The organism is Paenibacillus sp. FSL H7-0703, assembly GCF_038003485.1.
In the GTDB taxonomy this organism is placed as follows: Bacteria; Bacillota; Bacilli; order Paenibacillales; family Paenibacillaceae; genus Paenibacillus; species Paenibacillus polymyxa_B.
On the sequence record NZ_JBBOPF010000001.1, the window covers coordinates 4,052,501 to 4,073,955 of the forward strand.

The window sequence follows — 21,455 nt, forward strand, 5'->3', positions numbered from 1 at the left end:
TTTGATCCGGGGATGTCCGAATGGGGAAACCCGGCTGTCTTCATCGACAGTCACTTTCTGCTGAATACATAGGCAGAATAGAGGCAGACCAGGGGAACTGAAACATCTAAGTACCCTGAGGAAGAGAAAACAATAGTGATTCCGTCAGTAGCGGCGAGCGAACGCGGATTAGCCCAAACCAAGGAGCTTGCTCCTTGGGGTTGTGGGACGTCTCACATGGAGTTACAAAGGAACCGGTTAGATGAAGAGGCCTGGAAAGGCCCGCCAGAGAAGGTAAAAGCCCTGTAGTTCAAAACTTGTTCCCTCCGAGACGGATCCCGAGTAGTGCGGGGCACGTGAAACCCCGTATGAATCCGGCAGGACCATCTGCCAAGGCTAAATACTCCCTGGCGACCGATAGTGAAGCAGTACCGTGAGGGAAAGGTGAAAAGCACCCCGGAAGGGGAGTGAAATAGATCCTGAAACCGTGTGCTTACAAGAAGTCAGAGCCCGATCTATGGGTGATGGCGTGCCTTTTGTAGAATGAACCGGCGAGTTACGTTCCCGTGCAAGGTTAAGGTGAAGAGCTGAAGCCGCAGCGAAAGCGAGTCTGAATAGGGCGACTTGAGTACGTGGACGTAGACCCGAAACCGGGTGATCTACCCCTGTCCAGGGTGAAGGTGCGGTAACACGCACTGGAGGCCCGAACCCACGCATGTTGAAAAATGCGGGGATGAGGTGGGGGTAGCGGAGAAATTCCAATCGAACCCGGAGATAGCTGGTTCTCCCCGAAATAGCTTTAGGGCTAGCCTCGGAAAAAAGAATCGTGGAGGTAGAGCACTGATTGGGTGCGGGGCCCGCAAGGGTTACCAAGCTCAGTCAAACTCCGAATGCCATAGATTTAGTTCCGGGAGTCAGACAGTGAGTGCTAAGATCCATTGTCGAAAGGGAAACAGCCCAGACCATCAGCTAAGGTCCCCAAGTGTGTGTTAAGTGGGAAAGGATGTGGAGTTGCACAGACAACCAGGATGTTGGCTTAGAAGCAGCCACCATTGAAAGAGTGCGTAATAGCTCACTGGTCGAGTGACTCTGCGCCGAAAATGTAACGGGGCTAAACACACCACCGAAGCTATGGCTTGATGCTTGCATCAGGGGTAGGGGAGCGTTGAATGCGGGTTGAAGGTGTACCGTAAGGAGCGCTGGACTGCATTCAAGTGAGAATGCCGGTATGAGTAACGAAAAGATCTGTGAGAATCAGATCCGCCGAAAGCCTAAGGGTTCCTGAGGAAGGTTCGTCCGCTCAGGGTAAGTCGGGACCTAAGGCGAGGCCGATAGGCGTAGTCGAAGGACAACAGGTCGAAATTCCTGTACCACCGTAATCCGTTATGAGCGATGGGGTGACGCAGTAGGGTAGTGACGCGGACTGATGGATGTCCGTCTAAGCAGTGAGGCTGGTGTGTAGGCAAATCCGCACATCGTAAGGCTGGGCTGTGATGGGGAGCGAAAATTGTAGTAGCGAAGGTCATGATCTCAGACTGCCAAGAAAAGCCTCTAGCCAGGAGAAGGTGCCCGTACCGCAAACCGACACAGGTAGGCGAGAAGAGAATTCTAAGGCGCGCGGAAGAACTCTCGTTAAGGAACTCGGCAAAATGACCCCGTAACTTCGGGAGAAGGGGTGCCTCGGTAGGGTGAATAGCCCGAGGGGGCCGCAGTGAAAAGGCCCAAGCGACTGTTTAGCAAAAACACAGGTCTGTGCGAAGCCGCAAGGCGAAGTATACGGGCTGACGCCTGCCCGGTGCTGGAAGGTTAAGGGGAGTGGTAAGCCCTTCGGGGCGAAGCTATGAACCGAAGCCCCAGTAAACGGCGGCCGTAACTATAACGGTCCTAAGGTAGCGAAATTCCTTGTCAGGTAAATTCTGACCCGCACGAATGGCGTAACGACTTGGGCGCTGTCTCAACGAGAGATCCGGTGAAATTTTAATACCTGTGAAGATGCAGGTTACCCGCGACAAGACGGAAAGACCCCATGGAGCTTTACTGCAGCTTGATATTGAATTTGGGTACGATCTGTACAGGATAGGTGGGAGCCGTAGAATCTTGAGCGCCAGCTTGAGAGGAGGCATCCTTGGGATACCACCCTGATCGTATCTAGGTTCTAACTTGGTACCGTGATCCGGTGCGAGGACAGTGTCAGGTGGGCAGTTTGACTGGGGCGGTCGCCTCCTAAAGAGTAACGGAGGCGCCCCAAGGTTCCCTCAGAATGGTTGGAAATCATTCGAAGAGTGCAAAGGCAGAAGGGAGCTTGACTGCGAGACCTACAAGTCGAGCAGGGACGAAAGTCGGGCTTAGTGATCCGGTGGTACCGCATGGAAGGGCCATCGCTCAACGGATAAAAGCTACCCTGGGGATAACAGGCTTATCTCCCCCAAGAGTCCACATCGACGGGGAGGTTTGGCACCTCGATGTCGGCTCATCGCATCCTGGGGCTGAAGTAGGTCCCAAGGGTTGGGCTGTTCGCCCATTAAAGCGGTACGCGAGCTGGGTTCAGAACGTCGTGAGACAGTTCGGTCCCTATCTGTCGTGGGCGTAGGAAATTTGAGAGGAGCTGTCCTTAGTACGAGAGGACCGGGATGGACGTACCGCTGGTGTACCAGTTGTTCCGCCAGGAGCACCGCTGGGTAGCTATGTACGGAAGGGATAAGCGCTGAAAGCATCTAAGCGTGAAGCCCCCCTCAAGATGAGATTTCCCAGTATGTAAGACCCCTTGAAGACGACGAGGTAGATAGGTTGGGGGTGGAAGTGCAGTAATGCATGGAGCTGACCAATACTAATCGGTCGAGGGCTTATCCTAAAATAAAACGCAAATGAGTTTCGGATCCAGTTTTCAGGGTGTAACCTTGAAGGTAGAATTTGTACAGCAAATTCATGTTTGGTGGCGATAGCGGAGGGGTTCCACACGTACCCATCCCGAACACGACCGTTAAGCCCTCCAGCGCCGATGGTACTTGGACCGCAGGGTCCTGGGAGAGTAGGACGTCGCCAAGCAGAGCTTTATGATTAATATTCCCTGATAGCTCAGTTGGTAGAGCACTCGACTGTTAATCGAGTTGTCACAGGTTCGAGTCCTGTTCGGGGAGCCATTTGCTCTCATAGCTCAGCAGGTAGAGTGCATCCATGGTAAGGATGAGGTCACCGGTTCGAACCCGGTTGAGAGCTTGTTATAGGATGGCCCGTTGGTCAAGGGGTTAAGACACCTCCCTTTCACGGAGGTAACAGGGGTTCGAATCCCCTACGGGTCATAGGATAGTATGGAGGCTTAGCTCAGCTGGGAGAGCATCTGCCTTACAAGCAGAGGGTCGGGGGTTCGAGCCCCTCAGCCTCCACCATTTTTCATCCTCTTACCTGGATGAAATCTTGGGGAATTGTGAATCATATGCATATTGGGGATTAGCCAAGCGGTAAGGCAACGGACTTTGACTCCGTCATGCATAGGTTCAAATCCTATATCCCCAGCCATTAAGAGCCATTAGCTCAGTTGGTAGAGCACCTGACTTTTAATCAGGGTGTCGAAGGTTCGAGTCCTTCATGGCTCACCATTGTATTACATGCGCGTGTGGCGGAATTGGCAGACGCACTAGACTTAGGATCTAGCGTCTTTGACGTGGGGGTTCAAGTCCCTCCACGCGCATCTTGTTTTTTGCGGACGTGGCTCAGCGGTAGAGCATCGCCTTGCCAAGGCGAGGGTCGCGGGTTCGATTCCCGTCGTCCGCTCCATATTTGCGCCCTTAGCTCAGCTGGATAGAGCGTTTGACTACGAATCAAAAGGCCGGGAGTTCGAATCTCTCAGGGCGCGCCATACTTAAAAAAGTATAATATCGGGATGTAGCTCAGCTTGGTAGAGCACCTGGTTTGGGACCAGGGGGTCGCATGTTCAAATCGTGTCATCCCGATACTAATTTGCGGGTGTAGTTCAATGGTAGAACTTCAGCCTTCCAAGCTGATAGCGTGGGTTCGATTCCCATCACCCGCTTACCGATTACCTAGAAGCCGAAAGGCTTCTTTTTATTTTGTCCACATTACATTTACTTCTATGTATATAAGCTAATGCAATTATGTCTCCTGTCATGCACAGTTGGGGATGACTTGTGCATATTGTACATAGGCTCTTGTTACTTATGACATCCAGATCCCGAATTTCCCCTCTAACGTACCCCGATCTTCTGCAGTAAGGCTAATTTCGTGATCAAATCCTTTGAATATAGGAATCCTATAGCTATTATGGTACGAATTCATGGTGATAACTCTGCATCTGCTCTTGCGTTGTGCACATTCCCCTTTATTTATGTGGGTAAAAAGCGAAGTCTTAAAGAGGAAATGCCCTAGAAACACTGAGGAAATGGCTAATTTGTGTATATCTTTGTGGATAGAAGGCTAATGGAGTTGACTTTGTCAACAAATAATAAACATATACACACTATGTTGCATGAATTTGTACCTTTCAAAACACACTTTTTATAAGAGACTGTGCATAATGTTTCACGCATCACTAGTGTATACATTCATTTCTTTTTATTAATTTCATATTTATTCATAATAATCCAATATTTTATCAAAAGAAGTATTTCAAAAACATGATTTTTTACTGTAAATTTTGCAGCTTTTCATGCGTTTTTATTGTATGATGTTAAGAAAGTGTCAAATTTCGTGTGTATACGTTCCTTTGCTACAACTGTATATGGTGTGGAACAGATCAGATGGGGGGAAAAGCATGACTGAGCTTACGTTAACCGCTAACAAAAACCAATCCAACAATCTGCTGCGGCGGGACGTTCGTTTTCTAGGGAATATTCTTGGTGAGGTTTTGGTTCATCAGGGTGGCAACGAACTTTTGGATATCGTGGAGAAAATACGTGAGACAAGTAAATCGTTACGTGCCGGGTATCAGCCGGAGTTGTATGAGGATTTCAAACAAATGGTCAGCGGACTGGATACGGATATTCGTCACCAGGTTATTCGCGCGTTTGCGATTTATTTTCAGTTGGTGAATATCGCTGAGCAAAACCATCGTATTCGTCGTAAGCGGGATTATGAGCATTCGGCTGGTGAAGATGTTCAACCTGGTTCCATTGAAAGTTCCGTTCAAGAGCTTAAACAAGGGGGCTTCTCCGCCGAGGACGTTAGCAACTTGCTGAATGAGCTCTCTTTGGAGCTGGTCATGACCGCACATCCTACAGAAGCGACACGACGAGTAATACTTGATATTCACAAGCGCATTTCCGAGGACGTCATGCTGCTGGATAATCCGATGCTTACCTTACGTGAGCGGGAACAGGTACGGGAGAATCTGCTAAACGAAGTAATTACGCTGTGGCAGACAGATGAGCTGCGTGATCGCAAGCCAACTGTATTAGATGAAGTAAGAAATGGAATGTATTATTTTCACGAGACCTTGTTTCATGTACTGCCAGATGTGTACCAAGAATTGGAACGATGTTTGGACAAATATTATCCCGAACAAAAATGGCACATACCCACTTATCTGAGATTTGGTTCCTGGATCGGTGGAGACCGGGACGGCAATCCGTCTGTGACAGCTCATGTGACTTGGGAAACGTTACGTATGCAGCGCAAGTTGGCTTTGAGAGAATATCAGCACACGTTAAAGGAACTCATGGGTTACTTGAGTTTCAGCACCAGCATTGTGCGAGTTTCCGATGATCTGCTGGCTTCTATTGAAGAAGACCGTACTCATATTACACTTAAAAAGATGGAAGTATGGCATAACGAAAAAGAGCCTTACCGCATTAAATTGGCATATATGATTGCTAAAGTGAACAACATCCTGGATGAAAGCAAGCAGGGTACCAATGAGCGTTATAATTCTGCGGAAGAGCTCATTGCAGACCTAAATGTTATTGACAACAGCCTGCGTCATCATTTTGCCGATTATGTGGCAAACACATATATTCAAAAGATGATTCGCCAGGTAGAGTTGTTTGGATTCCATACAGCTACGCTGGATGTGCGTCAGCATAGTCAGGAACATGAAAATGCGATGACTGAAATTCTGTCTAAAATGAATATTGTGTCGGATTACAGTAAGCTGTCAGAAGAGGAGAAAATAAATCTGCTGGAAAAGCTGCTGAATGAACCTCGTCCGATTACTTCACCGTATTTAAAATATAGCGATAGCACACAGGAATGTCTTGACGTATATCGTACGATTTATTTGGCTCAGGAGGAATTCGGCAAGCAGTCCATTACAAGCTACTTGATCAGTATGACTCAGGGAGCCAGTGACTTACTGGAGGTTATGGTCTTATCCAAAGAGGTAGGCCTGTTCCGCATCGAGAAGGATGGCACTGTTATCTGTACGCTGCAATCCGTCCCTTTGTTCGAAACGATAGATGATCTGCACGCTGCACCCGATATTATGAGAAGATTGATGAACTTGCCTGTATATCGACAATCTGTGGCTGCGATGGACCAGCTTCAAGAGATTATGCTGGGATACTCGGACAGTAATAAAGATGGCGGTGTGGTTACAGCGAACTGGGAACTTCGGGTCGCTATGAACAGCATTACGGAAGTAGTTAATGAGTTTGGCGTAAAAGTGAAGTTTTTCCACGGTCGTGGAGGTGCGCTGGGTCGTGGAGGAATGCCACTTAATCGCAGTATTTTGGCTCAACCTCCTCATACGATTGGAGGCGGAATCAAAATCACGGAGCAAGGCGAAGTACTATCATCCCGATACTCGCTTAGAGGCATCGCGTACCGGAGCTTGGAGCAGGCAACATCGGCGCTGATTACGGCTGTAGCATATCATCGTTCCGGGAAGAAGGAAGTGTTTGAGGAGAGCTGGGAGGAGATTATCGCCCGCATTTCGCAAGTTTCACTGGATAAGTATCAGGATTTGATTTTCCGAGATCCGGATTTCTTCAACTTCTTCAAAGAATCTACACCGTTGCCTGAGGTGGGTGAGCTGAATATTGGATCTCGTCCGTCCAAGCGTAAGAACAGCGAACGTTTTGAGGACTTACGCGCCATTCCATGGGTTTTTGCATGGACACAAAGCCGTTACTTGTTACCTGCATGGTATGCGGCTGGAACAGGTTTGCAAAGCTTCTATCAAAACAATGAGGATAACCTTAAAGTGCTGCAAACGATGTTTAGGGACTCTGCTTTCTTCCGGTCACTTATTGATACACTGCAAATGGCAATCGCTAAAGCGGATTTACTGATTGCAGAAGAGTACGCTGGGATGTCGGATAACGAAGAGGCCCGGCAGCGTATTTTCGGGCAGATTTCAGCGGAGTTCAAGCTGACATCTGAGTTGATTTTGAAAATAACCGGACAATCCGAGATTTTGGACGACGTGCCGGTTATTCAGGAATCTATCCGGTTGCGTAATCCTTATGTCGATCCGTTAAGTTACTTGCAGGTTCAATTGCTAAGTGAGTTACGGGAGCTTCGGGATCAGAACGGTGATGACACTGAAATGCTGCGTGAGGTATTGTTGACAATTAACGGAATTGCAGCAGGCTTAAGAAATACGGGCTGATATAGTACGGTTGTACGAATACAGGCAATCGGGTACTCATGGGGTGCCCGATTGTGCTGTTTGTATATTGATGGCAGGCGTGCTTGCAGTTAGTAACAATACTACAGTTGATTTCCGGATAAAATTAAACTACGATGAATAATCATAAACATGTAATAAGTAACCCATCAGCAAGTCTGGGGGAGTATAGAGTGGATAATATGGAAAGCCGCTTGGTAAGGCTGGTACAGAAAGGCGATCAGCGAGCTTTTGCGGAGTTAGTCGAGTTATATAAAGATCGGATTTTTCATCTTTCCTACCGGATGCTAGGTAATCGCCATGAGGCGGAGGATCTGGTGCAGGAAACTTTTTTGCGTGTGTATCGTAATTTGGAAAAATATGATCATGGACAGAAGTTCTCAACCTGGATTTATCGAATTGCTACAAATCTGTGCATTGATCGTCTGCGAAGGAGAAAACCTACATACTCACTTGATGCTGAAATGAATGATCAGGAAGGTGTCGATGGGTACGCCATGCTCGCCAGTGAAGAGCTTACCCCTGAGGGGAGTACGCTTCTGTCCGAAACGCAGGCTTTGATTCATGACGCCATTGACAGCCTTCCAGATAAATACAGAACGATTATGGTTTTACGGTACTTGCAGGAGCTTTCCTTACAGGAAATCAGCGATGTGCTCAATCTCCCAGTTACCACTATTAAGACAAGAGTACACAGGGGGCGGGATTTTCTGCGCAAAAAACTGGAGCACAAGCTATAGATCATACGCTTAGATTCTAGGAAAAGAGTCTGCATAGATGTTTTTATGAAACATAATGCTCGTTGTAACGTATGTAAGATGAGCAAAGTTTCTAAGCCGGAGCATGTTATGTTGAGAAACACGGAAGAATATTAGAAAGGATTGGCTCATATGGATTGCAAACAAGCCGTCTCTTTTATGCATGACTATCTAGATGGCGACCTGTCTGAGCAGGACAAACATGAGTTGGAACAGCACTTGTTAGACTGCCCGGAATGCCGCATGCGTTTTAAAGAGCTGGAGCGGACGGATGCGATGCTTTACGGTACACGCTATCATCAAGTGCCGTGTGTATCGGATGAGCTGACATTTCGCATTATGAATGCTTTGCCGCCGCATAAAAGACAGACTGCGGTGCCTATGCTGACGTGGGTGAAAAGGCATCCCGCTGTAACAGCCGCTGCCTTCTTCCTTATTGTTATATGCTCAAGCATGGCCAGCTTTTCTAGCACGGACCATCAATTGGTAGTCAAAGGAAGCCAACTGGATCAAGTCGTTATTCAGGGTGATACTGTGATTGTGCCTGAAGGGAAATCCATTGCCGGAGATTTAACAGTGCAAAATGGTGAAGCCCGTGTATACGGTGATGTGGAAGGAAATGTAACTGTGATTGATGGTTCTTATTATCAAGCGTCCACCGCCCATATTGCAGGACAGGTTAAAAGTATTGATCAAACCTTGGATTGGATTTGGTACAAGGTTACTGATTTGTTCGGGGGACCCTCTTCTCCATAAAAGAAGCTTGAAATGGCAAGGACAATATCGAGCGCCTCTTTCCGCTGGAAAAGGCGTTTTTTTGTATATGAAGCTGGCGAATTGTACTGTATTTTACTGATTTTAGCGGTTCTTTTGTCACACAGCTTGCAACGTGAGCCTGATCGTTATAACCTAGATAGAGAGAGCATACTGTGTACATATTACACCCACTCACTACAGAAAATTGCGGGGGCATGCGCATGTTGGATTATTTTGCGGACCTGACTTGGAAAGAGTCCATTAAAGATATTATCGACATTTTGATCGTAACCTATATTATGTATCAGCTTATTTTACTTGTTCGCGGAACGCGTGCAGTTCAATTGTTAAAAGGGATTCTGTTTCTAGTTGTCATTTGGGCGGTTAGCACCTGGTTTGATTTGTATACGCTCAAGTGGTTGATGAACCAGATGTTCACCTTTGGTGTGGTGGCTATCTTTATTATTTTTCAGCCTGAGTTGCGTCGTGCGCTGGAGCAGTTGGGGCGTGGCAAATTATTTGGGCGTTCGTCTGCGGATGATGAAGAGATTAACAAGTTAATCGGAGAAATGATTAAGGCGCTGAATTATCTATCACGTAGGAAAATAGGAGCTTTGGTCGTATTTGAGCGCGAGACAGGGCTAAACGAATATACGGAGTCTGGTATCAAGACACAGGCCGTAGTCAGTTCTGAACTGCTAATTAACATCTTCATTCCTAATACGCCTTTGCATGATGGTGCGGTGATTATTCAAAATAAACAGATTGCTTCTGCGGCCTGTTATTTGCCATTATCGGAAAATCCGTTCATCAGCAAGGAGTTGGGAACCCGTCACCGGGCTGCGATTGGGGTGAGTGAGGTAACGGATGCCGTAACTGTCGTGGTATCGGAGGAAACAGGGCAAATTTCTTTGGCCATTAATGGACAGGTCGTGCGCGACATTAAGGAAGAATCCCTAATCTCCAAGCTGTATGAGGAGTTGCGGCCAACACCGTCTTTGAAGGAAAAACGCGGCTCATTCTGGAATCGGAGGGGAGGCCGTGGAAATTCATGATGGACAAATGGATTAACAATAACACGATTTCCAAGATATTGGCGCTTGCGGTTGCTGTTCTGCTGTGGGGAATGGTCCATCTAGATACAGGTACACCTTCATCTACGCTGACCGTTTCTTATAATAATAAAGTGATTGATAATGTGGGCATTCAGGCTAGTGGTCTGGATGATTCAAAATATGTATTGTCTACCATGGATACTGACCATGTTAAGATGGAGGTCAGAGGACAGCGCTCTGTGCTGACTTCTTTTTTCGCGGATAATTATCAGGCAAAGCTAAACTTAAACGGCTTAGGAGCAGGTACTAAAACATTGCCACTCGAACCGGACTTGCCGGATGGAGTGGAGTTGGTGTCTATGACTCCTAACCGTGTTACAGTGACGATTGAGGAAAAACAAACGAAATCATTTAATGTATCTATAGTTCCTAAAGGAAACCCAGATGGGGGACTGCAGCTTGGGAAGCCTGTAATTGCTCCTCAAGCCGTGAAGGTTACCTTGCCTAAAAGCCAGTTGAGTACCGTTACTGCCGTTCAAGGGGCTGTTAATACGGATGGTATCTCAGAAAAGTTTGAACAGAAGCGTGTAAAACTGAAGGCTTATAACAAAAAGGGACAGGAACTTACAGAAGCGGTCATTGAGCCATCCACTGTGTCCGTTGAAATTCCGGTAACTCAGCAGGCGAAATCTGTGCCTGTTAAGATTGTCTATGCTGGAGAGTTGCCAGACGGATTGGCGCTTTCTAAAGTCAATGCAAACGTGAAGGAAGCGGCGGTATATGCATCGCAGGATGTATTGAGCAGCCTCAGCTCTTACGTCACGGCTACATTGGATTTAAGTCAATTCACGGAAGCGGGAACTCGTACAGTTCAAGCTAATTTGGCAGCCCCCTCAGGTTCTGATAAAATCGAGCCAGGGTCAATACAAATTCAGGTGACCGTCGTCCCTTCCAATGAAGTCACAGATACGGAACGGACGCTGTCAGGCATCCCAATCGTTTTACAAGGTGCAGGAGATAAAGCGACTACTACTGTTACAGCACCCGCAGGTAAGACGATGGATGTTACTGTGAAGGGCCCGCAGGATATGGTAAACAATTTAACCAATGATGATATTAGTTTGGTGGCAGATGTAAGTGGCCTCGCGGCTGGTCAACACGAGGTTACTCTGAAAGTAGGCTTGCCTAAATATATTACGCAAGCCGGAAATGCTGGCCAACTAAAGGCAACGGTCAACATTGAGAGCCCTTCTACGCCTGCTGTAACGAATCCGAATGATGAGAATGAATCAAACCCCTCTGGTAGTGGCGAAAAGGGGCAGGAGAGGCCACAGGAGGGGCAAGGCAGTCAAGGTGGGGATTCTGACGCTAAGACCGGGGACAACGCAGCTGCGGAGGATAAAACAAATCCTCATAACGGCGCAGATTCTTCTGCGAATGGAACCTCGGAGAACAGTCAGCCATAACATGTTTTATCTGTAGTAAATAATCAAGATTTATTAGACAAAAAAAGGGAGTCATTTTACATGGGGAAATATTTTGGTACAGATGGTGTACGAGGCGTTGCTAATCAGGAACTTACAGCCGAACTGGCATATAGCATTGGCCGCTGCGGCGGATATGTTTTAGCAGGTAATGTAGAGAAACCGACAGTTGTTATTGGTATGGATACACGGATATCCGGACTGATGCTGGAATCGGCTCTTGTAGCCGGTTTGCTGTCCATTGGGGCTAATGTGGTTCGTCTAGGTATTGTTTCGACACCTGGGGTGGCATATCTCACACGTCAATTGAAAGCTGACGCTGGTGTAATGATCTCAGCATCACACAATCCAGTTGAAGACAACGGCATTAAGTTTTTTGGCGGTGACGGTTTTAAATTGACAGACGAAACGGAATTGAAAATTGAAGAGCTCATGGATGCAAAAGAAGACCAACTGCCTCGTCCGATTGGCGGTGGATTGGGAACGGTTGTTGTAGACGAGCATTCTCGCTACGATTATCTGGAGTTCTTGAAAACAACAATTAGCCATTCTTTTGAAGGGTTAAAAATTGTACTGGATTGTGCTAACGGAGCAGCTTATGAGCTGGCACCGAAGCTTTTTGCAGAACTGGGAGCTGAGGTACACACTATTGGTGCCGAGCCGAACGGTTTGAACATCAATGATCATTGCGGCTCGACTCATCCTGAAAAGCTGAAAGAGGAAGTACGACGCTTGAAAGCAGATATTGGTTTGGCCTTTGACGGCGATGCCGACCGTCTGATCGCGATTGATGAGAACGGGGAAGAGGTAGACGGCGACTATATTCTCTGCATTTGCGGAGATGCAATGAACCGTGCGGGAAAACTCAAGGACAGCACCATTGTATCGACAGTGATGAGTAATATCGGTTTTTATAAAGCTACTGAAAAGCTGGCACTCAAGACTGCAAAAACTGCGGTCGGGGACCGTTATGTGATGGAAGAAATGCGTCGGGGTGGATTTAACCTAGGCGGTGAGCAGTCTGGCCATGTTATTTTCCTGGATCACAATACGACAGGCGATGGCATGCTGACTGGGATTCAGCTGGTAGATACCTTGAAAGCTTCCGGCAAGAAAATGAGTGAGCTAAAATCGCTCATGAAACAGTATCCGCAAGTGCTCGTAAATGTGCGTGTGCAGGACAAACGCAATTACGAAGGGAATCCTGCCATTGCAGAAGCAATTGAGCAGGTGGAACAACAATTGGGCGATAATGGGCGTGTATTGGTCCGTGCTTCAGGCACAGAATCACTTATTCGTGTGATGGCCGAAGGTCCGGATAAGGACGAACTGGAGCAATTTGTCGGTCAGATCGTAGATGTCGTGAAGAAAGAATTAGTTTAAAATTTTGTAAACGTCGGTTGCCTGTGAAAAAGAAGCAGGCAACGGCGTTTGCGGTTATTTACTAACGATTTATGGCCTTCATGGTGTAATTATGAATAAAGTGTCATTGCCAAATGATACTTAGCTGAATATAATATAGGGATGCTGTGACTCAGATAGAGAAAGCGAGGGTTGTAAGGTAACGTAATACAAGCGCCAGAGCTTGATTTTGTGCGGGGGAACTTGGTGGAGAAGCAACGGATTCAGTTGAGATAAAGTTGCTCGCAAATCGGTTCACGACAAAACAAGCTGACGAGGTGAAGGTGTTCGAAACATTCGGCGGGGACCTTCCGGTGAAGCATCGAGCCGTAAACCGGCAGCGGAAAATGAACAGGCAACTGTTTACACAACGCACCGGTAGATGCCTTTATTATTTTATAACCTAAATTATAAGATTCATTTCATGAATGTGCGGCCATCATCATTGGCGTGCGCGGTTTGGGAATTTCGTTACATTCGTGAAGAGATGCCTGTAAATTCTATAGTTATCATTGACAACTTCATAGATGAATGAACTTTATTCCACAATCTACCGCACACGTTAGTCCTGTGATGAGTCGCCTTGTGAAATGATGATCGGGAGGATAACGAATATGTGTGGCATTGTAGGATATATTGGTAATCAGAATACGCAAGAGGTATTGATTGACGGATTGAAAAAGCTGGAGTATCGCGGTTATGACTCTGCGGGTATTGCCGTGTTTACAGATTCAGGATTGCAAGTAGCCAAGGCTAAAGGTCGTCTGGCGAATCTGGAAGCTAAACTGGATGGTACGCCGTTGGTAGGCCATGCAGGTATCGGACATACACGTTGGGCAACGCACGGTAAGCCTTCTGATGAAAACTCCCATCCACATTTGGATGAGAGCCAAAAGTTCTCTGTAGTTCACAACGGAATTATTGAGAACTATCTGGAGCTGAAGGAGCAGCTGATCAGCGAAGGTCATACCTTTATTTCCGAAACGGACACGGAAATTATTTCCCATCTGGTTGCGCGTGAATATAAAGGGGATATCGTTAAAGCAGTACAAAAAGCAATTACCTTTATGCGCGGTGCTTTTGCACTGGGTGTGCTGACAGAGCACGAGCCTAATAAGCTGGTTGCTGTTCGTCAAGCTAGCCCGCTGGTTATTGGTGTGGGAGAAGGCGAGAACTTTATCGGTTCCGACATTCCGGCTATTCTGAAATATACACGCAATGTATTTATTTTGAACGATGGCGAAATGGCTGTTTTGACCAGTGATGCTGTCGAATTAATGACAATCGAAGGCCAATTTATTTCTCGGGAAATGATTCATGTCGAATGGGATGCTGTAACAGCGGAAAAAGGCGGCTATGAGCATTTCATGTTGAAAGAAATTCACGAGCAGCCTAAGGCTTATCGTGATACAATGTTGGGCCGTATCGATAAAGATACTAAAAAAGTTGTTCTTCCTGAGCTGAAGCTGACAGAAGAACAAATTAAAAATATCCGCAACATTCAAATTGTTGCGTGTGGTACAGCTTACAATGCTGGTTTGATTGGTCGTACAGTTATTGAAAGTCTGGCTCGTATACCGGTAGAAAATGATGTGGCTTCCGAATATCGTTATCGTTCACCTATCGTAACACCAGAGACATTGGTGATCGTGGTGAGCCAATCCGGTGAAACTGCTGACACGTTGGCAGCCCTGCGTGAAGCACAAGCAAATGGCGCTCATGTACTGGCGATTACAAACGTAGTCGGTAGCTCCATCGCCCGTGATGCAGATGATGTGTTGGTTACACTGGCAGGACCGGAAATTGCCGTAGCCTCCACTAAAGCATATTCTTCACAGTTGATTGCGTTCTATCTGTTTGGTTTGTATCTCGCTCAAGTGCGTGGCACACAAACAGATGAGCAAGTAGCTCATGTGCTGGCTGCTATGGAATCCCTGCCAGAGCAAGTGGAAGAGATGCTGGGTAAAGCAGATGCGATCAAAGCCTATGCTGAGCAAATTGCAAGCCACAAGCACCTGTTCTTTATTGGTCGCGGTCAGGACTATGCTGTAGTACAGGAAGGCTCCCTGAAGCTTAAGGAAATCTCCTACATTCATTCCGAGGCTTATGCTGCGGGTGAATTGAAGCATGGTACACTGGCATTGATTGAAGACGGCATTCCGGTTATCGCTTTGGTAACACAGGAATCCGTGTTGGAGAAAACCGTGAGCAACATTAAGGAAGTCAAGGCTCGTGGTGCAGATGTTCTTGCGATTACGTACGAAGAGCACGCAGTTGAGTTGCTGAAGTCCGTGGATCAGGTATTTGCCATTCCGAAGACACTTCCAATTCTGTCTGCTGCAATTTCAGTTGTATCTCTCCAATTATTGGCTTACTACGCTTCTCTTGCACTGGGTCATGATGTTGATAAACCACGTAACCTGGCGAAAAGTGTTACTGTAGAATAAGCTTTAAGTTGCTTTTATGACTTTTGTCTAGTGATAAAAAAGTGTGGAACCAGTAAAAGATGTATGGAACCAATAAAAAAAGTGTGGAACCAGTAAAAAAAGTCTGGAACTAGTCATTTTACAAACATCAAGAAAGATCCCGATGATATATCGGGATCTTTTAGCTTAGGAGGGCAATTATGTCTACAATAGGCCAACGAATTCGTACTATTAGAAAAACAAACAACTTAAATCAAACAAAATTTGCAAATACAATTGGAATTTCTCAAGGAACGTTGAGTGAGCTGGAGCAAGATAAATACAGACCCTCTCTTGATATAATTATAGCAATTAAAGAAAACTTCAATTCCCATATAGAGTGGTTAATCTTTGGAGATACACCTATATCAAAGAACGCTATTTTTAATTTAGCCATTGAAGCTCAGGAATTAGAACTTATTTCTTTGTTTCGAGAACTTACTAAAGAAGATAGAGATGAAATTATTGATTTTATAAAACTGAAGATTGTTCGGTACTAATCTTTCACGAGAGCTCCTTAATGATATGCCTTAGAAATACTCATTTTAATTTTGGTACATAAAAGTCACGAATTATCCGTATACCGATTATTGGTGGCGCTTATGTATGAAAAAATTAACAATGGCTATAATATGATTAGAGAAAGGAGTGTAATAATTCAATGTCACTAAATTCACTTAGCATATTTGATATTGCTTTTGTAACACCCCACGGTATCTGTTTTCAGCAAGTTTTTTATACTTGCTCAAGAGCCATACGTGAGAAATGGTTTGAAAGAGCTTTGAAAGAAGGCGGTTGGAGTCTCAGCATTAGATATACCCCAACTGATCTAAAATCAATTTACATAAGAAATGAATTTGAAGATTATGAAGAATGTAGATTGGTGGTAAAAGAATCATTACAAGGACTTGACATAGAGACCTATTTACAGAGTGTTCAACTAATGAAACTTGCAAAAGAAATATTGAAAGATTATCCATAAAAGCAGAACTTCAGCTATCACATAGTTAATTAAATTGTAAAAGAAGGTGTGAGGCACTACTTCTTTAAGCAAACTAATGGGTACTAAAATTTTCTATTTACTATATCTTTTCTTTAAAGGAGAGACAAAATGCTCCATTAAAAAGGTAATATTTTTACCGATTAGATTCAAATCTTCTTGTTCTAATACCTGTCCATTTAATTCAATTCGAAAACCAGAATTTAGAATTGCTAAAAGATCAAAGGATTTTATGATTTTCTCGTTATTAAGGTCCGAATGAATTGTATCAATTGAGTCCACACAGTAGGGGAACGTCATTTGATTAGCAATACAAAGTAAATAATCGGTTGTAACATCAAAAACCTCTGCTAAAGATATTAAATGATTAATTTCAGGCCGTGCTACATTTCGCTCCCAATTAGAAACAACCTGTTTAGTTACCCCGATTTTATTAGCAAGTTCCTCTTGTGTCCATTTATGGAGTAGTCTTAAATTTCTACATCGCTGTCCCAAAGTATTCATGAGTTCACCCCGACCCATCTGTTTACTAATTATACCTACTTGTAGTCCATATTATAGCTTATTCATACCCTACGAGTAGCCTATGAATAGGCTACGAAGTGAAATATAGCTAAAAAAATATTACTTTGCTATTGTATAAAGCTGTGAGTTGTTATATTCTACATTTGTATTTTGAAGTAAAACTAAAATATATCTTAGGAGTAGAAAAAGACAACTGAGCTTTACTCTAATTTAGTTCAGTTCTAGAAAAAAAGAAGAAGGTGAATAATGAGCAAAATTCGATCAAGAAACTCTTTAGCATCTATTCAACGGAAAATCAAAGAAGGAAGAGGGCAAGGCCATTTTTCGGAATATAAACCTTGGTTAACTATACATGATGTACCTTCAACTGGGGTAGTTACTCGAATTCTTGGTTGGAAAAGTGGCCGACTTCACCATTATTTGTCTGAACATTTTGAATTGGCACACCATTACCAAATGGAGTGGTCAGAGCAAGTGATTGATATTCGCGAACAATTCCCTTTATTACCCCTAGATAAAACCCTCTATATTGCACAAAAGTTAGGCATTAAACATCCAACTGACCCCAAGAATAAGCTTCCCATCATTATGACTACAGATATGTTACTTACAGTAAAACAAGAAGAAAGTATAAAATTTATTGCACATTCTATCAAACCCTCTAACAAGTTGACAAAACGAGTTGTAGAAAAATTACAGATTGAAAAAGAGTTTTTTAAAGACCAAAAGATAGAGTGGGCACTTATTACGGAAAGGCAGATAAACTACAATTTAGTCAGGAATGTCGAATGGCTTCATAATGCTAAAAACAACGATAAATTGTCAAATCACCATATAAATAGTCTCGAAGAAAATCTCTATTATGCTATTCAGCAAAGTGAAAAACCACTTGCGAAAGTTACAAGAGAACAAGATGAATTATTTGGTTTACCAAGTGGGTACTGCATGCAAATCGTAAAATATTTAATAGCAAATCGTTATTGGATAGTGGATATGACTCATCTAATACATCCTACTCTACAATCCATGATTATTCTAGAAAATAGATTTCCAACAGGGGGTTTTCTCTTTTGAATATTTTTATAAATAACATTGTACAACATGCATCAGGAAACGAAGTAAGATCTGCAGCACCTGGCTCAGTTTAATTTTTTCGAGATAATCGAGGAAGATCTTGCTTCCTCCGATGCTTGTGGACTGATCCAGTGAAAATTCGGTCTTGATTTTATAGATGGGTGTGGTAGACTTCACCTAAAAGGTGCTCCTCTCTTTGGGTGATTTTGTTCTCGCAAACACCATTCTACCAAAGATTTGAGCCCTTTTTTTTGTTTTTTAATAGAAGGTTACTTTCGAAATTTAGGTTAATGTTTCCTATAGCGTATATTTTCGTTAAAATGTTGGCGGGACCCCAGGAAGCGCTTGAGCAGGGCCGTGTTTATCCGCAGTACAAGCATTGAAAACAATAGTGCAAAGGATCAGGTCGCTGCTGCGGTCTGATCCTTTTTTACTTGACCTTAGGCTAGGTAATGAACTAGACGGAAGACTGTGTGGGGAAATAATCCATCATGTTATACTGAGAGGGCACTTCCAGCCTATACCAATTTCATTGAAGGAGAATTTTCTAATGCGTAAAAAAAGAGTTACAAAAGTGCTCGCTGTAACGCTAAGCACGTCTCTAGCTGTGACTTACTTGATTGCTTTGGTCGCAGGGCATAGTGTCAGTGCGGAACAGCCCCCTCTTAAGGGGCAAACAATCACAGCGATTCAACCTGCAGCTGTTCCTGCTGCTCCAAGCGGTCCGGTTGACCCCAAAGAAGTGGAGGCCTTCGCGGACAATTACTTTGGGGAAAGCTTGAAGAAGTTCAATGTCCCGGGTGCCATGTTCGTCGTCGTTCAGGACGGACAAGTAGTTTTATCCAAAGGATACGGGTATGCAAACAAAGAAAGCAAAACCCCAGTTGATTCCAATACCGTTTTTCGCATCGGTTCTATTTCTAAGACGTTTACGGCTGTGGCTGTGCTGCAGCTTGCTGACCAAGGGAAGATCAAGCTGGATCAGGACATCCAATCCTATCTTGGAGGTATCACAATACCCAATTCGACAGGTAAACCGCTAACTATGGAAAATATGCTGACCCACATGACTGGGTTCGATTTCCCATATGAAAAAGATGATGACGCCTCGCCCGATCTTCTTAATCAAGAGACTTCTCTTCGAGATTTCTTAATTGATCGAATGCCAACCATCGTCCGGAAGCCGGGGGAAGCCTACCAGTATGACGATTATGCTTTTGCTTTGGCGGGATATGCCGTGGAACAAGTTACCGGGCTCCCTTTTCATGAATACATGGATAAAAACATCTTTCAGCCGCTCGGCATGAATTCTTCCCATGATCTTGTAACCCCAGAGCTTAAAGCCCGAATGGCTACAGGTTACGATCCGCAAGGCACGCCATATCCGGAGTATGGCATTTATCCTACGGACATGCCTCAGGGCGGAATGTTGTCCACCGGAAGCGATATGGCTAAATTCATGGTCATGCTTCTGCAAAAAGGAAAGGCCGGAGATCGGCAAATGTTAAGCGAACAAAGTGTTCAGCGAATGAGCAAGTTTTCCGTTTTAGCTCATCCGGCTATACCTATTACAAGCTATGGATTTGAAAGCATTTTCAATGAACTGTCGAATGGTCAGTATGTCGTCGGCAAAGGCGGGAACATCCCCGGATATGCCTCATGGACATGGCTACTGCCTGAGCGCAAAACGGGATTGTTCGTCATTTATAATAATGATTCCGAATTGCGCTCGGATTTGTATGCTGCCTTTATGAACCATTATTATCCGAAGAGCACCGAGACGCCTGAATCGGTATCACCTCTGACAGAACAGCAAGCCGCGCGTTACGTCGGATTATACAGAGACCTGCATACCCCGGCATTTGTGACTAGAATTACGTACAATAACGGACAACTTGTAGCGGAGGACAAATACAAATTGGGGAATAGCAAGACTACTTTGAAAAAGATAGATCCCTTGTTGTTTATGGATGACCACGGGAAGAAAATAGCATTTCTTGAACAAAAGGATGGCGGTATTGCTTATATGTACAGACCTGCCAAATCGCCGTTAGCCTATTCGCCCAAAATGCAGGAAAAAGCGCTGTTTTCCGATGTCTCGAAAGAAAGCCCCTACCAACCGTCTATTGAAAAGCTCCATTCGCTGGATATCATCAATGGAAGAGATGGGCGCAGCTTTGACCCCAAGGCACCCATGACCCGCGCGGAATTCATCACAATGCTGCTGCATGCTGTCGGCTATCCGCCCTCCAAATCGAAATCCGGTTACACGGATATCGAACACCATTTTGCGGTCAAAGAGATACAGGCGGCGGTCGAGCATCATTGGTTGGGGGAGGAGCCCGGAGGCCGATTTGAACCGGATCGCACGATAACTCGGGAAGAAATGGCCGTCATCTTAACGCGCATTCCTCTTCCATGGCCGCTTGGCGATGAGGTGCGATTGGCAGGGCAAACCGATGAATCGGCTATCAAGGCCGTAAGCAAGCTTGTTGCTGCCGGAGTTACGGATCCAGTCACAATAACCAATTCTGACGGTTCAGTCGATTTCCGCTCCAAAGCACCTTTGCTTCGCCAAGAAGCCTCCTTTTTCATTGACAAGGCTCTATTTGTTCCTTAATCTCTTATCGGCCGTTACAGCCGCATTCGCACCGTGACAGAATCTCCAATCATGACTAACTTGTTGTTTGCTTCCAGTTTCATCTTTCACTACCATCCTTTCTTCATTTGACGGATTGTAATATGAAGTGCGACACCTGCTGGAAATCAATAAAAAAATGGCCCATGACCTGATTCGTGTAGAATGAAAGTTCCAACGCCAGCATTCACACAAGGAGAATCAGTCCATGAGTTATTCACATCTTAGCCTAATCGAACGCAGCAAGCTAGAAATCCTGCATCAGCTGTCAGAAGAAAATAAAGTTGTAGACTAGAAAAATTAAGTGTTAGACTGACGGTTCTTCCTTAAGTTAACGGGCAGGATAGTTGAATAAAATGTGGAAATATACTAATAGATTTCGTAATGAGCTGATCGATGTGACGGCTACCGCAGAGCAAAGTATAAGGACAGCTACCGCGCAGGGCACGAAAGCAGTATTTTTTTGTATGAAGCAGCCACCAAAGTATTAAAGGCAGCGCAGATCGGCGGCAGGCTCCCGAACATCGCCGTCCTGCAAGCGGAATACAAAAGGCTTCAAGAGGAAAAGCTGTATACCGACTATGGGAAACTAAAAAAGCAGGTAAAGGAATACGACGTTATCAAGCGGAACATTGATGGGATTTTGCGACAGCCAAGAGAAGCCGAACGGCAAAAGGAAACTGAACGATAAGCAAAAAAGAACGGGGCGCGGCGGTCATTCATAGACCAACCGCACCCCGT

14 protein-coding genes, 11 tRNA genes and 2 rRNA genes (1 of these 27 cut by a window edge) are annotated in these 21,455 nt (G+C 45.1%); 25 read left to right on the forward strand and 2 right to left on the reverse strand.

The genetic code is table 11. The features are described from left to right. From MHB46_RS18055 to MHB46_RS18160, 22 genes are all read left to right on the forward strand, one after another. Nucleotides 1-2,830, forward strand: a 23S ribosomal RNA gene (locus MHB46_RS18055); it begins 98 nt to the left of the window's first position. Between the two features lie 77 nt (nucleotides 2,831-2,907). Beyond that, nucleotides 2,908-3,024: ribosomal RNA gene (rrf, locus tag MHB46_RS18060) — 5S ribosomal RNA — on the forward strand. A 19-nt stretch (nucleotides 3,025-3,043) separates the two neighbouring features. Beyond that, a tRNA-Asn gene (locus MHB46_RS18065) sits at nucleotides 3,044-3,119 on the forward strand. 3 nt (nucleotides 3,120-3,122) lie between these two features. Beyond that, a tRNA-Thr gene (locus MHB46_RS18070) sits at nucleotides 3,123-3,195 on the forward strand. 11 nt (nucleotides 3,196-3,206) lie between these two features. After that, nucleotides 3,207-3,278 (forward strand) — tRNA-Glu (locus MHB46_RS18075). Nucleotides 3,279-3,289: 11 nt separating this feature from the next. Further along, nucleotides 3,290-3,365: transfer RNA gene (locus MHB46_RS18080), tRNA-Val, on the forward strand. Nucleotides 3,366-3,420: 55 nt separating this feature from the next. Next, nucleotides 3,421-3,495, forward strand: a tRNA-Gln gene (locus MHB46_RS18085). A 4-nt stretch (nucleotides 3,496-3,499) separates the two neighbouring features. Further along, a tRNA-Lys gene (locus MHB46_RS18090) sits at nucleotides 3,500-3,575 on the forward strand. A gap of 11 nt (nucleotides 3,576-3,586) precedes the next feature. Next, nucleotides 3,587-3,667, forward strand: a tRNA-Leu gene (locus MHB46_RS18095). 11 nt (nucleotides 3,668-3,678) lie between these two features. Further along, nucleotides 3,679-3,753: transfer RNA gene (locus tag MHB46_RS18100), tRNA-Gly, on the forward strand. 5 nt (nucleotides 3,754-3,758) lie between these two features. Continuing rightward, nucleotides 3,759-3,835, forward strand: a tRNA-Arg gene (locus MHB46_RS18105). Nucleotides 3,836-3,855: 20 nt separating this feature from the next. Continuing rightward, nucleotides 3,856-3,929, forward strand: a tRNA-Pro gene (locus MHB46_RS18110). A 9-nt stretch (nucleotides 3,930-3,938) separates the two neighbouring features. Continuing rightward, nucleotides 3,939-4,009, forward strand: a tRNA-Gly gene (locus MHB46_RS18115). 738 nt (nucleotides 4,010-4,747) lie between these two features. Continuing rightward, nucleotides 4,748-7,540 (forward strand): phosphoenolpyruvate carboxylase, encoded by a 2,793-nt coding sequence (gene ppc, locus MHB46_RS18120; protein ID WP_250260341.1) that lies wholly within the window; start codon nucleotides 4,748-4,750, stop codon nucleotides 7,538-7,540. Between the two features lie 191 nt (nucleotides 7,541-7,731). Beyond that, nucleotides 7,732-8,298 carry an RNA polymerase sigma factor SigW gene (sigW, locus tag MHB46_RS18125; protein WP_016818747.1) on the forward strand — a complete coding sequence of 189 codons (567 nt, stop codon included), beginning with the start codon at nucleotides 7,732-7,734 and terminating at the stop codon, nucleotides 8,296-8,298. 150 nt (nucleotides 8,299-8,448) lie between these two features. Continuing rightward, on the forward strand, nucleotides 8,449-9,072 hold the full coding sequence (locus MHB46_RS18130) for an anti-sigma factor (protein WP_013312128.1): 624 nt from the start codon (nucleotides 8,449-8,451) through the stop codon (nucleotides 9,070-9,072). 221 nt (nucleotides 9,073-9,293) lie between these two features. Then, nucleotides 9,294-10,127 carry a diadenylate cyclase CdaA gene (gene cdaA, locus MHB46_RS18135; RefSeq protein ID WP_013312127.1) on the forward strand — a complete coding sequence of 278 codons (834 nt, stop codon included), beginning with the start codon at nucleotides 9,294-9,296 and terminating at the stop codon, nucleotides 10,125-10,127. Then, complete coding sequence (locus tag MHB46_RS18140; RefSeq protein ID WP_341163021.1) at nucleotides 10,124-11,593, forward strand: CdaR family protein; 1,470 nt, start codon at nucleotides 10,124-10,126, stop codon at nucleotides 11,591-11,593. The genes cdaA and MHB46_RS18140 overlap by 4 nt, the downstream gene beginning before the upstream one ends. Before the next feature lie 60 nt (nucleotides 11,594-11,653). Then, nucleotides 11,654-12,994, forward strand: a complete 1,341-nt coding sequence (gene glmM, locus MHB46_RS18145) for a phosphoglucosamine mutase (RefSeq protein WP_013312125.1) — start codon at nucleotides 11,654-11,656, stop codon at nucleotides 12,992-12,994. 632 nt (nucleotides 12,995-13,626) lie between these two features. After that, the gene (gene glmS / locus MHB46_RS18150; RefSeq protein ID WP_061832056.1) at nucleotides 13,627-15,459 is read left to right on the forward strand and encodes a glutamine--fructose-6-phosphate transaminase (isomerizing); all 1,833 of its coding nucleotides are present in this window, start codon (nucleotides 13,627-13,629) and stop codon (nucleotides 15,457-15,459) included. Between the two features lie 179 nt (nucleotides 15,460-15,638). Next, nucleotides 15,639-15,977 carry a helix-turn-helix domain-containing protein gene (locus MHB46_RS18155; protein ID WP_250260344.1) on the forward strand — a complete coding sequence of 113 codons (339 nt, stop codon included), beginning with the start codon at nucleotides 15,639-15,641 and terminating at the stop codon, nucleotides 15,975-15,977. Between the two features lie 161 nt (nucleotides 15,978-16,138). Beyond that, nucleotides 16,139-16,459, forward strand: a complete 321-nt coding sequence (locus MHB46_RS18160; protein ID WP_250260345.1) for a hypothetical protein — start codon at nucleotides 16,139-16,141, stop codon at nucleotides 16,457-16,459. 93 nt (nucleotides 16,460-16,552) lie between these two features. Here the strand turns inward: MHB46_RS18160 and MHB46_RS18165 are convergent, their stop codons facing one another. Next, entirely contained in the window at nucleotides 16,553-16,981 is a 429-nt protein-coding gene (locus MHB46_RS18165) for a helix-turn-helix domain-containing protein (RefSeq protein WP_341163022.1), read from the reverse strand. A 267-nt stretch (nucleotides 16,982-17,248) separates the two neighbouring features. On the opposite strand from MHB46_RS18165, the gene MHB46_RS18170 reads away from it, so the two are divergent. Beyond that, complete coding sequence (locus tag MHB46_RS18170) at nucleotides 17,249-18,076, forward strand: TnsA endonuclease N-terminal domain-containing protein (RefSeq protein WP_341163023.1); 828 nt, start codon at nucleotides 17,249-17,251, stop codon at nucleotides 18,074-18,076. A 6-nt stretch (nucleotides 18,077-18,082) separates the two neighbouring features. Here the strand turns inward: MHB46_RS18170 and MHB46_RS18175 are convergent, their stop codons facing one another. Next, on the reverse strand, nucleotides 18,083-18,253 hold the full coding sequence (locus tag MHB46_RS18175; RefSeq protein ID WP_341163793.1) for a hypothetical protein: 171 nt from the start codon (nucleotides 18,251-18,253) through the stop codon (nucleotides 18,083-18,085). Between the two features lie 373 nt (nucleotides 18,254-18,626). Between MHB46_RS18175 and MHB46_RS18180 the strand changes: the two genes are divergently transcribed. Continuing rightward, nucleotides 18,627-20,696, forward strand: a complete 2,070-nt coding sequence (locus tag MHB46_RS18180) for a serine hydrolase (RefSeq protein ID WP_341163024.1) — start codon at nucleotides 18,627-18,629, stop codon at nucleotides 20,694-20,696. Nucleotides 20,697-21,177: 481 nt separating this feature from the next. Then, the gene (locus tag MHB46_RS18185) at nucleotides 21,178-21,405 is read left to right on the forward strand and encodes a hypothetical protein (RefSeq protein WP_103047079.1); all 228 of its coding nucleotides are present in this window, start codon (nucleotides 21,178-21,180) and stop codon (nucleotides 21,403-21,405) included. The last annotated feature ends 50 nt before the right edge of the window (nucleotides 21,406-21,455 follow it).

Excerpts from the sequence above, each read along its gene's own strand:
- ppc (WP_250260341.1), top strand. The coding sequence starts at position 4,748 with ATGACTGAGCTTACGTTAACCGCTAACAAAAACCAATCCAACAATCTG.
- MHB46_RS18130 (WP_013312128.1), top strand. The coding sequence starts at position 8,449 with ATGGATTGCAAACAAGCCGTCTCTTTTATGCATGACTATCTAGATGGC.
- cdaA (WP_013312127.1), top strand. The coding sequence starts at position 9,294 with ATGTTGGATTATTTTGCGGACCTGACTTGGAAAGAGTCCATTAAAGAT.
- MHB46_RS18140 (WP_341163021.1), top strand. The coding sequence starts at position 10,124 with ATGATGGACAAATGGATTAACAATAACACGATTTCCAAGATATTGGCG.
- glmM (WP_013312125.1), top strand. The coding sequence starts at position 11,654 with ATGGGGAAATATTTTGGTACAGATGGTGTACGAGGCGTTGCTAATCAG.
- glmS (WP_061832056.1), top strand. The coding sequence starts at position 13,627 with ATGTGTGGCATTGTAGGATATATTGGTAATCAGAATACGCAAGAGGTA.
- MHB46_RS18155 (WP_250260344.1), top strand. The coding sequence starts at position 15,639 with ATGTCTACAATAGGCCAACGAATTCGTACTATTAGAAAAACAAACAAC.
- MHB46_RS18160 (WP_250260345.1), top strand. The coding sequence starts at position 16,139 with ATGTCACTAAATTCACTTAGCATATTTGATATTGCTTTTGTAACACCC.
- MHB46_RS18165 (WP_341163022.1), bottom strand. The coding sequence starts at position 16,981 with ATGAATACTTTGGGACAGCGATGTAGAAATTTAAGACTACTCCATAAA.
- MHB46_RS18170 (WP_341163023.1), top strand. The coding sequence starts at position 17,249 with ATGAGCAAAATTCGATCAAGAAACTCTTTAGCATCTATTCAACGGAAA.
- MHB46_RS18180 (WP_341163024.1), top strand. The coding sequence starts at position 18,627 with ATGCGTAAAAAAAGAGTTACAAAAGTGCTCGCTGTAACGCTAAGCACG.